Annotated in this window: 10 protein-coding genes; 5 read left to right on the top strand and 5 right to left on the bottom strand. The window is 37.4% G+C overall.

The features are described 5' to 3' along the window. Positions 1-53 precede the first annotated feature (53 nt). Together JFV29_RS09825 and JFV29_RS09820 are read right to left on the bottom strand one after the other, a co-directional pair. Positions 54-593, bottom strand: a complete 540-nt coding sequence (locus JFV29_RS09825) for a GDYXXLXY domain-containing protein (RefSeq protein WP_201182865.1) — start codon at positions 591-593, stop codon at positions 54-56. Further along, positions 583-1644, bottom strand: a complete 1062-nt coding sequence (locus tag JFV29_RS09820; RefSeq protein ID WP_201182863.1) for a DUF2157 domain-containing protein — start codon at positions 1642-1644, stop codon at positions 583-585. Before JFV29_RS09820 ends, JFV29_RS09825 begins: the two co-directional genes overlap by 11 nt. Before the next feature lie 320 nt (positions 1645-1964). Between JFV29_RS09820 and JFV29_RS09815 the strand changes: the two genes are divergently transcribed. Genes JFV29_RS09815 through JFV29_RS09805 form a run of 3 tightly spaced genes read left to right on the top strand, consistent with a single transcriptional unit; the run spans position 1965 to position 3623 of the window. Then, positions 1965-2285: a PadR family transcriptional regulator gene (locus tag JFV29_RS09815; RefSeq protein ID WP_056522239.1), complete on the top strand. Its 321-nt coding sequence runs from the start codon at positions 1965-1967 to the stop codon at positions 2283-2285. After that, positions 2282-2836 carry a DUF1700 domain-containing protein gene (locus JFV29_RS09810; RefSeq protein ID WP_201182861.1) on the top strand — a complete coding sequence of 185 codons (555 nt, stop codon included), beginning with the start codon at positions 2282-2284 and terminating at the stop codon, positions 2834-2836. Before JFV29_RS09815 ends, JFV29_RS09810 begins: the two co-directional genes overlap by 4 nt. Continuing rightward, a complete protein-coding gene (locus JFV29_RS09805) occupies positions 2829-3623 on the top strand; it encodes a DUF4097 family beta strand repeat-containing protein (protein WP_201182859.1) in 795 nt (264 codons plus the stop codon). The genes JFV29_RS09810 and JFV29_RS09805 overlap by 8 nt, the downstream gene beginning before the upstream one ends. 48 nt (positions 3624-3671) lie before the next feature. On the opposite strand, the gene JFV29_RS09800 is transcribed toward JFV29_RS09805, so the two are convergent. The 3 genes from JFV29_RS09800 to JFV29_RS09790 form a co-directional block, all read right to left on the bottom strand. Next, positions 3672-4643 carry a bile acid:sodium symporter family protein gene (locus JFV29_RS09800; protein ID WP_201182857.1) on the bottom strand — a complete coding sequence of 324 codons (972 nt, stop codon included), beginning with the start codon at positions 4641-4643 and terminating at the stop codon, positions 3672-3674. Positions 4644-4852: 209 nt separating this feature from the next. Beyond that, positions 4853-5041 carry a hypothetical protein gene (locus JFV29_RS09795; RefSeq protein WP_201182855.1) on the bottom strand — a complete coding sequence of 63 codons (189 nt, stop codon included), beginning with the start codon at positions 5039-5041 and terminating at the stop codon, positions 4853-4855. Between the two features lie 516 nt (positions 5042-5557). Continuing rightward, positions 5558-6805 carry a hypothetical protein gene (locus tag JFV29_RS09790; RefSeq protein ID WP_201182852.1) on the bottom strand — a complete coding sequence of 416 codons (1248 nt, stop codon included), beginning with the start codon at positions 6803-6805 and terminating at the stop codon, positions 5558-5560. Positions 6806-7396: 591 nt separating this feature from the next. Between JFV29_RS09790 and JFV29_RS09785 the strand changes: the two genes are divergently transcribed. Continuing rightward, positions 7397-8593: an MFS transporter gene (locus tag JFV29_RS09785; protein ID WP_201182850.1), complete on the top strand. Its 1197-nt coding sequence runs from the start codon at positions 7397-7399 to the stop codon at positions 8591-8593. A 202-nt stretch (positions 8594-8795) separates the two neighbouring features. Continuing rightward, a complete protein-coding gene (locus JFV29_RS09780; protein WP_201182848.1) occupies positions 8796-13481 on the top strand; it encodes a hypothetical protein in 4686 nt (1561 codons plus the stop codon). The last annotated feature ends 165 nt before the right edge of the window (positions 13482-13646 follow it).

The following is a 13646-nucleotide window of genomic DNA, read 5'->3' as shown; positions in this document are numbered from 1 at the left end:
GAGCATCGAAAATCTGATGCTCTTTTTGCTAGTCTAGGATAGTTGAAAAACACTTACTCAATGATAATATCTGTTAATACAACATTACCATTTCTAACCTTTACTATAGCAACTGAAGGTTTAGCCAAAGCGTCTGTTTCCATTTCCTTAGCCTTTTCTTCGGATGCATAATAATTGTCTAGGCCGTATCTAATCTGAACAGTTGTAGCTCTTTTTAAGTCATAAGGAATTTCTAATTCTCCTTTTAGATAAACACCTTTGCTGGGTTTTTCTTTCGTTACTAAATCGACTTTATATAGACCATCACTGCTTTGTTTTAGTCGTACATATACCTTTTTATAATCACCCATATTTCTTGTTTTAAACTCAGAAATAACAGAGTCATCAAGTTGTGAAGGCTTAACGGTCTCTATTTCGTAATTCAGAGCCACATAGCTGCCCCGGAACAGGTCCGTCGGGTCGACTGGGGCGGTTTTGATTTTGATTTCCTCTCCGGTCATGGTAGTCCAGACGGGAGGAATCGCCAAGACTAAAAGAATCAAGATTGGAATGGAAAATACGATGAGCGGTCGGAAGAATAGATTATTCTTCATTGAAATCGCCTCCTTTTTTCCGTTGGTTTTCAAAGAAGAAGCCAAAACCAATAAGCATGATGCCGCCGATTATGAATGTAAGCGATTTTGGCAGGAAGTCAAAGGAATCAATATAGTATCTGAAAATCAGTGCACATATTATCACAATGCTGGTTAAACTGCCCTTTAGAATGAGGTAAAGCAGGAAAATAAAATAAGCTATAGGGAACCATATCGAAAATTCAAAGGTAAGGAAGAGTGCGGTGATTCCATGTAAGATATGCCCTTGTATGTGGGTGGTGCTTTGTAATTTAGATGGAAATGGAAGATACGCCAGTATAATTCCCAATACAAACAGAATGGAAAGGACGATCGTATTCGACTGTTTAAAATCTAACTTCGGTACAAATTCCATTAGAAATAAGGCGATTGTATTGATGGCTAATGTGTTAATAAAAAAGCCCAAGGCCTTAGGATAATCGAATTTTTTTAATAGAACATATAAAAACGGTATAAATACAAGAATAGCAAGCGGGTAAGACGTTTCATCAAGGAATATACTTCCGTTAATATAAATGAAAAGCAGAAAGGAAGTAAAAAGAAGGATGAAGACGTCTTTTAAATAGTAACCAATGAATACTGTTCCAATGGCCCATAATAAAAAGGAACTGTTGAAATTGATGCTAATGTTAAACATCTGCTCAACTAGAAATATGCCTGCTCCGAATATCAAAATTCCAACATAATGTAAACTCCGGGCTGTTTTGGGAAATCGTTTCTGCCACTTAACACCAGCGAAGTTTACTCCAATTAGACACGCAATTATTATTAGGAATTTTACTCCCTTATTTAAATATATCCAGTTACTGGCAACGAAGGTTAATACCCCAAGACCTAAAAGAAGCGCCCCGATGGACAATAAAATAGTAATGAAACTTAAATTCTCCTTCACATCATAGGAACCTAGCATCTTTTCTTTTTCTTGCTCAGAGATAACTCCTCCTGTTTCAAGATACTTAAGTTCGTGTTCAAGAAAATCAAACTGCTTTTTCGTTATTTCTTTTTTTGCCAAAGCAATTCCTCCTTCCATATATTTCTATTATATAACTTATTCTCCGTTAGCTATTAATATATGTTAATTTTCTCTTACCCTCTTTTGATTACACTTAACGGAAATAACGATATATACAATTCTGATTAGTTAGGCGGTCAGCTCAAATCATAAAAAATAGGATAATTACAAGGAAGAGGGTAAGCTTTTAAATATTTTTTTACAGTACCTTGCAATAAATAGTACCATGTGGTAAATTATTTGCATAAGATGTATTGTTCGTCGTTTGGTACTGTTTAATGAATAGTACTGGAAACATACTAGAAGGGAGTGATGGTACATTGAATGTACAATTTAAAAAAGGTGTTTTGGAACTGTGTGTCCTTGTGCTGTTGGATAAGCAAGACCGTTATGGCTATGAACTTGTTCAGAAGATTTCAGATCAAATCGAAATATCGGAAGGTTCGGTTTATCCACTTTTACGACGATTAACGAAGGAAGAGTATTTTACGACATATTTGCAAGAATCAACTGAAGGGCCACCGCGTAAGTATTATAAGTTAACTGACAAAGGCCGGGAGTACCTTCACGAATTGCTGACAGAATGGACCGAATTTTCTAATGGGGTCAATCAATTAATCAAGGAAGGTGTGGGCCAATGAATAAAGAAGAATTCTTAAAACAATTGGATGCCTCATTAAAAAGGCTTTCTCTAGAGGAACGGCAGGATATCCTGCAAGATTATGAAGAGTATTTCGAAATTGGGTTGGAAAAAGGAAAAACAGAGCAAGAAATTTCAGAAGCTCTTGGAAACCCGAAACAAATTTCCAAGGAACTATTGGCATCCTACCATCTTGGTCAAGTCGAGGAAACGACTTCCGCTGGAAATGTCATGCGAGCTGTTTGGGCAGTTATTGGTTTAGGATTTTTTAATATTGTGATTGTATTAGGACCTTTTATTGCATTGCTAGGGGTTGTTATTGCAGGATGGGCATCAGCGATAGGATTCATTCTTGCTCCGTTTGGCGTACTTCTTAATCTGATTTTAGGGAGCTTTCAATTATTTGATTTGTTCTTTGCATTGGGACTTTGCGGGATTGGAATATTCATAGCGATGGGGATGTTTGTCGCTACAAGTGCTTTAATTAAAGGATTTATTCGCTATTTGAAATTTAACGTTTCCCTTGTGAAAGGTGGTTTGAAACATGGTTAATATTAAAAAATTATCGATTATTGCACTTGTTCTGTTATTGGTTGGTGTAGTAGGCAGTTTGTTTACATTTTCGCAAGTGACGGATAAGGAATCCACTACAGAGAAAAAATCGATTACAGATGAGGTAACGGACATTCAGGTTATTTCTGACAATGCAGCTGTTGAAATTATCCCAACGACAGGTACTGAGACTAGTGTAGAGTTAGTATCAAAAGGTGTGGATGTTTCTAAGCTGAATTTTTCTGCAGATGTGGAAGGAAAGAAGCTTGCGATAAAATTAAAAGATAAACGTTCCTTTAGCTTTGGGTTTCAAATTCAATCATTACATTTAAAAGTGTATGTGCCCGAGAAGTCTTATAAGTCCTTTGTCGTTAAAAGTGATAATGGAAAAGTGCAAATGGCTGAACTGGAGATAAAGAATCTGAACGTGGAATCACAAAATGGCCGAGTTGAATTAAATGATATAGTAACCGAAAAAGTAGAGGTGAAATCTGCTAACGGAAGAGTAGATCTTAATAATGTAGAGGGAAATCTGGTAGGTTCCTCGAATAACGGCAAAATCTCCCTTGTCACAAAAGACTTAGATCGGAATATTCAATTGGAAAGTGACAATGGCAAAATTATGATTAAAACAGATAAGGAGCCGACCAATACAACCTTTGATGTTCATGTTGATAATGGGAAAATCGATATTCTCAATAAATATGAGGGGAATGTTGTCATTGGTAAAGGTGAAAACATGGTTAAATTAGAAACGAATAATGGGAAAATTGAGATAATAAAATAGCAACAAAGCGAGAAAAAAGCCGATTCCGTTGGAATCGGCTTTTTTCAGTTAAGCAGCCATTTTATTTTCTTGAACTGGCTTAGGCTTATGATAATACCTGTTTAAGAATGAACCATAAACGGAAGCGAGTATTTGTTGGAAAAGAGTACCGAGAATGACAGGAACAGCAACGGCGGCAGGGAAATAAGCAACGGCAAGAGCAGCTCCTGCAGCGATATTTCTCATACCTCCTGTATAGGTGACGGTAATAATCTCTTCTTTTTCCCACTTCAGGAATTTTCCGACCATCCAGGATAATAGATAACCAGAAAAGGCAATAAAGAAGACCATAATAGCCATTTTGATTAATTTTGCATCGATATGACTTAAATATGGAGCAACTTTCGCGCTGTTTAAGGTCACACATATACCAAGTGCTATTTTAGAAAAGGGAGCTAAACGCGGTCCAAGCATCGGTTTTATTTTTCCCTTGGTAATCTGATTCAGTACCATCCCAATCAGTGAAGGAATGACAACCATTACGATTAACCCTTTCATGATTGCCATGGTATCCATTTCAACCGATGTTCCGCTGAAGAAAGCAACGCTATACGGCACAATAATCGGTGACAAGAGCGTATCGATTAAGACAATCGTCAAAGTGAGCAGGGTGTTCCCTTTGTAAATGGATACCCAAAGCAAACTGGTAACACCAGTTGGAATCACAACACCTAGAACTAAACCAGTTATGGTCAGATTGTCTCCAGGAAACACCAGGTGTCCAAGTAGCCAAGCCCAAATTGGCATGACAATATGGAGGATACAAAGGACCACAATTATCGGTAAGGGATTGGAAGCGATACGCTTCAATGAACTGAAATCCGACCCTAAACTTCCGGAAAATGTAATAAATGCAAAAATCCAAGGGACGAGGAATATATAGGAATCTAAATAACTGGCAAGCAATACGCCGACCACTACACCAGTTGGCGTGATAAAAGGCATAGCCTTTTCAAGAAAATGATTTAACTTCTGTAACAACAATTTCACTCCTAGCCAAATACGTATGATGATAAAGGCAAGCTGCTTCGTACTATCATGTATGTAAAATCCCTGTGAAAGTCCCAGCAAAGGAAGTTTCACACTATCATCTGTAGATCAGGTGGAGAAGAACAAACGAAGTTTTTAATAATAATAGAAGGTGCTGATAGTCTTTTCGTTTTTCATATTATCATAGCGGGGGTAATTTGCTATGGTGCGGTTTTGATATTGTGGAATAAAATTGCCACAGTTTTTTGTTTATTATGGGTAATAAATCCATTGGAGTCGAAAACCTTTGTATCCTTGGAATGGATATACATTTTAAGCAGGAGCTTTATTTTTTTCGTTTCTTCAATACGGTCAGGCATTCCATATGCTTTTGTAATTCGTGAAACCATGGAATAGCTTCTTGTTTCTTGAGTATCTTCATTATTTTCCTTTTTTTATGAAAGTAGAAATCATAAACTTTACTTTGAAAAGATGATCTTCTTTATGGGGAAAAGGGGGTCCTACATTCATCCCCTTAATCATAACCATTCTTAGTTCCTTTGTTAGTAAAGTGATTTAGACCCTTTCTTTAGACCCTTTAATAACTTTTTTGCCGAAAGCCTTGGTATGACTGATTCGAATAGAATCTATCAGGGGAAAGAAGAGCATCATTTAGTTATCCACAGCATGTAAGGCACTATTCACAGTATAAAGAGTTCAATGCACACCTGGATGAAGGGTGTCTACAGTCAGGGAAAAGCTAATTCACAGAACAACTTCAAAATTATCAGTCCTCAAAATCAGAAAAAGGGAGGGAGGCAGCTACATAAGGGAATAGGTATTGGAGTGGAATGGAGAAAGGAATTTTTATGCATGACAAAAAACACTCGCCCAAAAGCCAGTGTTTCTGTTAGCCATATTTTATCCTAATTTTTCATATGATCTTTTTGGATAGCAAAATAGGATCGTATAGCTTCTTTTTTCTGTTTCAATACATCTAGGACGGATTCGTTATTATTTACATTTTGGTACATCGTACTATGTTTCTCAAGTTGTTCGTATGTATGCTTTTTAAGTGTGTTGAGGTAATCGGAAATAGACTGATCCTTTTTTAGAATTCGCTGTTTTCCGCGTATAGACTTTTGATCAGTATCTTCTGTACCTACTATGACAGAATTCACGCGTGAGATCACCCAATCTTCACACCATATGCTTAGTGTTCTATGAATCTTAAACGCCTTGTCATGCTTCACACGGATCATTTCAATATGCTCATTCACTTCTATATAATCCACATTTCTCGCTAAAGATCCCTCCGAAATTCCGCGGTGCAAGTGTTCGCGCTCCATTAAGTTTTTAATGCAGGCAGCCTGGTGTGCATACGTGGCCAATTGTTCCAGTACTTCATTATAAACGATTGTACTAAAATAAGCGGAAGCCTGTTTTGGATCGGCTAATAGATGCTTTTTGTTTGACAGGACTTTACCTAACTTTTTAAGTGAAGTGCTATACACAAATCGAGCCAGTTTTAACAAATCATCTTTTATAGGTCCATGTGCAGCTTTAAGAAACGAACGGTAGATATATTTTCCGACCCGTTCTAGCTCCATACAGACTTTATCTTCTATATATTCAAGGAATCCTGCTTCATAAATTGTTTTCCGTACCAACATCCTCTCCGTACGATTTTCAAGATAATCCTTCAACATTCCTTCTTTGAAAGAAGCTAAAATGATTTCTTTCCGTGTGAAAACGGAGCTGGCAATAGTGAAGGTTACCATGTCGCCTAATGTTTGGTTAACTGTTTCCATGGCATCAAGTACATCCTGTCTTTTGAAAAGGGAACATTCTGAATGGACAATTTCATCGTAGTGCAGCGAGACTTCTTCAGATTTATTGACAGACATATTGAATGCTGCCATGAGCATGAGTCTCTTGGAGGGCAGGGATAGGCTTTGGAAGGCATTACTATAGAAGAAACGGTATTTTTTACAGTATCGGTCCTTTTTACTGTTGAAGCTGAGACTGCCTGTCGGCCCGAGATTGAATTTATATTTTGTTATCTCCTGTTGAATGGGAAGGAAGATTTTTCGGCCGCAGCCAACTTGTGGGGATGAAAATTTCTTGATGATCTTTTTCAGATATTTTTCAGTCGTTCCAATCCCTTTAGCCATTTTGTGGAGGGGACTCTGAATCACACCATCCCAATCCATATGAAGGAGGGAATATAAACATGTGTCGAACTCCTTGGAGGATACATGGCGTATTAAATATCGGTAGGTTTCTTCATAAATCATTGTTTTCGGCTCCTTTTTTTCACAAGTCAAAGGCTATTTTTCTTTCACAGTCTATATAAACTTTTAAAAGGAAAAAGTAGCATGTCTTTTTAAAAAAAATAGAGACAAAGAAAACGATGCCTAAAATGAATTTAGTGAATGCAGATATTATGGGAACCTTAACAATTGGAAAGGCAGCTGCAGCCAGTAAAGAAATAGTAAGTGCGCATACAGATGGGTAACATACCATATGCTTCTTAGGGGATAGAATAAACGCTAATGTAAAAACATACATTACTCCTAAATTATGAGATTTTTGTGTATGTACATATCAATCTTTTATGTTCATGAAGATTAGAAAACTTGGTCCAGTTTCAAGCTGGGCTTATCATTTTGAATTTTATTTAGGAACACGAAATAAATCATTCGCTTATTGTATCTATTTTTAGTAAACTGGCAATAACTATTTGGATTAGAAGGTGAAGGAAAATGAGGGAAACCTTAGTGGATGAGAGGGTAAGAGGTTCTGATAAAATATGGACACGTGACTTTATCATGATTTGTTTGGCAAATCTGTGTATTTTCATGGGTTTCCAAATGACGATGCCGACCATCCCGCTGTTTGTTGAGCAGCTTGGAGGTGACGATCGCCTAGTAGGGGCTGTCCTAGGGATTTTTACATTTTCCGCTCTGCTTGTTCGGCCAATTGCCGGAAAATTATTGGAAACGAAAGGAAGACGTATTGTTTTTCTTATCGGGTTAGCCATTTTCGCTATATCCGTGGGTTCCTTCGGTTTTATGGGGAGCATCGGATTGTTATTTTTAATGCGCATTGTACAGGGAGTCGGCTGGGGTTTTTCTTCAACAGCTTCAGGCACCATCGCCTCTGATATAATTCCGGCCAAACGCCGTGGCGAAGGGATGGGGTATTACGGATTATCGGGCAATCTAGCACTCGCATTCGGTCCATCACTGGGGCTTTTTCTAGTTACAGTCCTTCCATTTCAAGAGCTGTTTCTGATTTGTTCTTTGTTAGGATTGTTTGCTGTAATAATGGGATCGATGATTCGATATCAAAAAGTGGAAATAAATCCGTTAACTGCTGTGGCTGCAAAGAGGTTTGATATTTATGAGAAAAGTGCCCTGCAGCCATCTCTGCTTATTTTCTTTATTTCCGTTACATTTGGCGGAATCGCAACTTTCCTGCCACTTTATACAGCAGAAAAAGGTGTGAGTGGAATTCAGTGGTACTTCTTGCTTTATGCAATGGCTCTCATGGTCACGAGATTATTCTCTGGCCGATTATATGACAGAAGAGGCCACCGGGCAATCTTTGTGCCATCAACAGTGCTAATCATGACAGGTATGCTCCTGTTAGCTTGGATGCCAAGTGAAGCGGTACTATATATAGCTGCGGTGCTATATGGATTCGGATTCGGTTCAGTTCAGCCGGCCTTGCAGGCATGGTCGATTGAAAAAACAGCACCCAATCGTAAAGCGATGGCAAATGCCACTTATTTCTCATTTTTCGACCTTGGAGTTGGTATAGGAGCTATTGTTTTCGGACAGATTGGCTACCTTTTCGGCTATCGGAGTATCTATGTCACAGCAGCTGTCTCGATTTTCATTTCGATTATAGTTTATTTTTGGATTGTTAGAAGTGAGGGTAAGTTAAAAATAGTATAGAAATTTTGGATGACTCCATTGAGGGGTTATCTTTTTTTTGTAGCAAAATTTGTCCGATTGAATGGAAATGGTTTTTGGTAGATTTAAGGGGTTATCCGACTAGGATACTAAATATATAAAAAATGGAAAAACTTTGTTATTATCTAAAAGAGATTATACATACGATAATATAAGGTCTAAGTGAAGGAAGGGGAATCTTTGGATGGATGATTCTTCAAATCAAGAAATGACATTAGAAAGAAGGAAGCAGATTTTCCAAGAAGAGCTTGAAGTTTTATGGGAAAGGCGGCTCATCCCAAAAACAGAATATATACGTATTAGCAGGGCGTATGATCGGCATTTTCAAAGAGCCCTTTATAAACAAAAACGATTAGATAATGAAAAAAAGCAAGCTAGTCTCAAAGCAGAGACAATATTGAAAAGTGAGGCAGCTGAGAAGAAGGTTCAGGATAACCTCGTTATAGATGAAGAATCACATCAAGAAGGAGTACAAGGGATACCTATATTTGACGAATCAATAATGAATGATAAGAAGGTTTCGGATGTCCCTAACGAACCAGTTATAGTAGAAAGACCTGAACTGGTCATCGCGAGCATCCCTGAAAGGAAACCTGTTAATCAACAGCGGGTAATCAAGCAGGAGAAGCCTGTTCAACCAATAAAGCCAAAGAGAACACCCGAGCAAATCCGGGAACGGAATATCTCTGTCGTCCTGCTCACGGGGGTAATTTTACTTCTATTTGGAGGTTTAATTTTGGCAACCTCATCATGGGGGAATTTGAATGCGGTTCTGAAGGTGTTTTTCATAGGAATGGTATCCGTCGTTTTCGCGGGAATGGCCTTTATCGCCTGGAAGCTGAAAATTAAGCAGACGGCTTTTGCTTTCCTGACGCTTGCAGGATTATTTATTCCAATTACGATTTTATCAGCTTCATATTATCAGATATTTGGAGAGTACTTATCGCTTAATGGTGAAGGGCGGGCTCTACTTGGTTTTCTTGGAGGATTACTTTGCTTTGGCATATATTTCAAGATTGCTGATTACTTTAAGTCAAAAATATTCATTATCATATCCATATTAACGTTTGCTGTTACCTGTTACTTCGGTTTTGCTTTTGCGACTCCAACGATTGAGTGGATGTTTTTGACGGTTAGTGTCCTTAATCTATTGCTTTTATGGAATGTTGAACAGTTGAAAAATAGGAATAAATTAGTGTTATTCAAACCGTTCATTTTTCAATTCATCCTGTTTAAAATCATTGTGGAAACCTTTGTTATTTTGACATTATTTTCAAGTAACCTGGTTTATTCGATAACATTGATTGTCATTTCTGTTTTGTTTTTAATTTTTGCAGTCAAATTTCAAAAGAAATATTATGAAATTGCTTTTAGTGCTATCTTCACTTACGGATATATCCATTTTGTTTATAATTCATTTTTCAATGAATTCATGGTCATTGCTTTTGCACTTGTGCCAATCATTTTTATGGCGCTTTCGACTTATATGGCTAAAGCAAAGGAGCCTAAGTTATCTAAGAACTTTATGTTTACCAGTTTGATTGAGAGCGGAATCGTTTTTTTATATATAAACGCGATGGTTTATCAGGAAAACTATGCGCAAATTTTTGTTGCGCTTATGATACTATCTGCTCAGTTTGTCTATGTTTCACTTCAATTGAAAAATACGAGCTTCACGTATCCAGCTGTTGTTGTTTTTAATTTAGCATTTGTATATCTTTGCTTTGCTTTTCAATTCTCGTTTTCTACTGTTTTAAATCTAATATTCGTGCTTCAGGCTTTCAAGTATATTGGGCTGTATTTATATAATCGCCACCCAAGCTACAGTCTATTTAAGCAAAGTGTCTTATTTATCTCTCCAATGATAATGGTGGGGGTATTAACTAGTAAATTGATTGAAATGGATTGGCTTGCTGTTAGTGCAGCTCTCGTCCTGATTTCTGGACTTTTCTTTATTACCTATGTAAAAGATGATACAAAATCTATGATGGAAACAGCCGTATATGGATTTCCGATTTCTTTCGTATTAGCGTTGGTTGCCTTCTATCCATATTTGTTGGAAGGTAGCGTTTGGGTCAGTTCAAATATCACTGTCAGCCTTTATTTAATGGGGACAGCACTGATTTCAATCGGAGCGGCCTACGCTTTAAAGAGTAGATTTCCAATATTCTTTCCTGTCTTTACCTATAGTGGACAGATTCTTTCCTTCCTTGCTTTTATACTGATTCCATACAGTGAGTTGAATCCAATGGGTGTAACAGGTTTAATTACTATGGCGACTGCAATAAACGTATGGTCTGTTCATGTACATCGGAAACATATATTCTGGCTGCCCGTTATTATTACAAGTGCCAGCCTATATGGTTCGCTTTACGATGTTTTTGATTTTAACCAGGTGATATTTAAGATTGGTTTCGCGTTGTTTGGTCCTTTTATCTTTTTCATTGTAGGAGAATGGCTTGGGAAATATTCAAAAAATGGGAGACTATACTTTCTTTACTCCAGCCATCTTGCAAATTTAGTGGCGATACCTGTTGGATGTTTACTCATTGTCCATACGAATAGCTCGCCGTTTCTATATGTTACGCAGCTATTGATATATATCTTAAGTGCCTTGCGTACGAAAGTGAAATGGGAAAAATACGTCTTTACGTACCTTGGGTTTTCAGTGCTTTTCTTACAGGTGCTTCTGTTTTTAGCCAACGTGGAACAAATAAAATTTGTTACTTCGATTTGCTTGATGATTACAGCAGGAATCATTACCATTCTATGGGCAGTATCTAATAAGAACTGGAAAGATATCATGGAATATTACCTCATTCCATTCATTCATTTGGCGGTCAGTGTTTCGATATTTGAAACGGCAATCCGTGATGTCCCACTAAATCGGGAGATCATTTGGGTGGGGTTTGTGACTGTACAGATTGTGTTTTCCTGGTATCTGCTCATAAGAAGGAATTGGCAGAACTTTGTTGTGGTTCCTCTTAGCCTCGCTTTCATTTTCTATGCGATGTTTGTAAATAGTTTACCTCTGGTTATGGGGATAGTTGTACTGTTTGCATGTGCAGCTGTGATGGTATTTGCTAGCCGTCGCTATTTTAAAGGGCTAATTAAACAAGAAGGTAAAACGAGGTTCATTGATTATTATAGGGTATACGGCTTGTTATTTTTGATTTATATGAATGTGAAATTTTTAATGACCGAAACAGGTTATGAAATCCTAGGAATTTTCGTTTCACTATTGTTGCCGAGCTACTTTATCCTGATGAGAAGCTTTTCAATTCAAGCGAAGGAAAGAAACATCTATTCAGGTATAGCGACTGTCGTCAGCCTATATCCGTTTATGAACATCCAAGATTACGCGCACAGACTCCCGATTTTTACGAGTATGGCTGTTCTTTTCGTCTGTATGATAGGGATGTTGTTGCTAAGCAGACGCTATTCCAAAGGACTAATCAAGAAGAACGGATCAGGCACCACAATTGATCCTTTTAGGATTTACGGTTTGTTATTTTTGATTGATATGAATGTGGAAGTGTTTACGAATGAAACAAAATATCAGGTGCTTCAAGTCTTAGTATCGCTCTTGATAACGGGCTACTTCATATTACTGAGAAGCTTTACAGGCGAACTAAATGAACGGAAAATCTACTCCAATATTGCAGCAATCGTCAGTCTGTATCCTTTCTTAAGCATTATGAACTATGTTCACACCCTTTCGATTGTATTAGGATTGATTGTTCTTTTCATCTGTATGTTAGGAATGGTAATGCTAAGCCGTCGCTATTTCAAAGTATTGATTAAGAAAGAAGAAACAGGCGCAACGATTGATGCTTTCCGGATTTATGGTCTTTTATTTTTGCTGGCCATGAATAGAGAAGTACTAGTGAATGAAACGACATATCAGTTACTGCAAGTCTTTGTATCACTCTTGATAACGGGCTACTTCATCCTGATGAAAAGCTTTACAAGTAATGTGAAGGAAAGAGATATCTATGTATGGCTTGCTGGAATTCTAAGTTTGTATCCGTATTGGATCATCATTAAGTATGCAGACACGTTAGCTCTTCCGATTGGCATCACGGTCCTTTTTGGATGTACGATCATAATGGTGATACTAAGCAAGAGATATTTTAAAGGGATACTAACGAAAAGCGAAATTGGCCTTAGTATGGATTTTTACCGGGTATATGGGTTGCTGTTTCTTTTTGCAATGAATATAGAGGTTCTGATGAGTGGATCAGTACATTTCATTCTAGAAGTTTTCGTAGCACTTCTGATTCCGGCCTATTTCATCTTGATAAGAAGCACGACGACTGATCGAATGGAAAGAAAAATCTATTTGGCTGCCGCCATATTGCTTAGTTTGTATCCGTATTGGGTCATCATCAATCAATTTTCGATTCCTGCTGTCCTCGAGGTAGAGACCGAGATTCTGCCACTGTTTATTGTCAGTACTATATTATTGAGGAAAATCTTTGTTAAAGGCAAAACTACGCAATATATCGAGATTGGAATTGTCTTTCTCTTGTTTTTAGTCTTGATAGGCGATGCAATGGCGAGCAATACCTTAAATGATGCGCTTATTATCGGAACGATTTCATTATCAGCATTGCTCTTCGGATTCATGATGAAATACAAATCGTATTTCATAGTAGGGACCGGGACAATTTTATTCAATATTTATATGAATACGAATTCGATGTGGAGTGAGATGCCATGGTGGCTGTATTTAATCATCGGCGGAGGGGTGCTTATCGGAATTGCTTCCTTTTTTGAATGGAAAAAACAAAAAGATAATAGGACATCGAAGGAAGTTCTTGAGAAAAATAAACAAAGAATTAAAAATTGGTTCAATCGATGGAATTAATAGAGCTTAACTAAACTAAGGCAGTAGCCAAAGGCTTTTACTTGAAGGAGTAAGAAATGAAATTTTCAGTATGATTCAGTTAAAGTGCCTCCTTTAGTAAAGGGGGCACTTTAACATTGGTGCATCTATTATTGATGAAATTCATATTTCGGGTGACTAGAAAAT

The sequence above is a fragment of the Peribacillus sp. TH16 genome (assembly GCF_016651095.1).
Lineage (GTDB): Bacteria > Bacillota > Bacilli > Bacillales > DSM-1321 > Peribacillus > Peribacillus butanolivorans.
The sequence above is the reverse complement of the archived record's forward strand: the minus strand, read 5'-3'. Positions and strand labels throughout refer to the sequence as shown.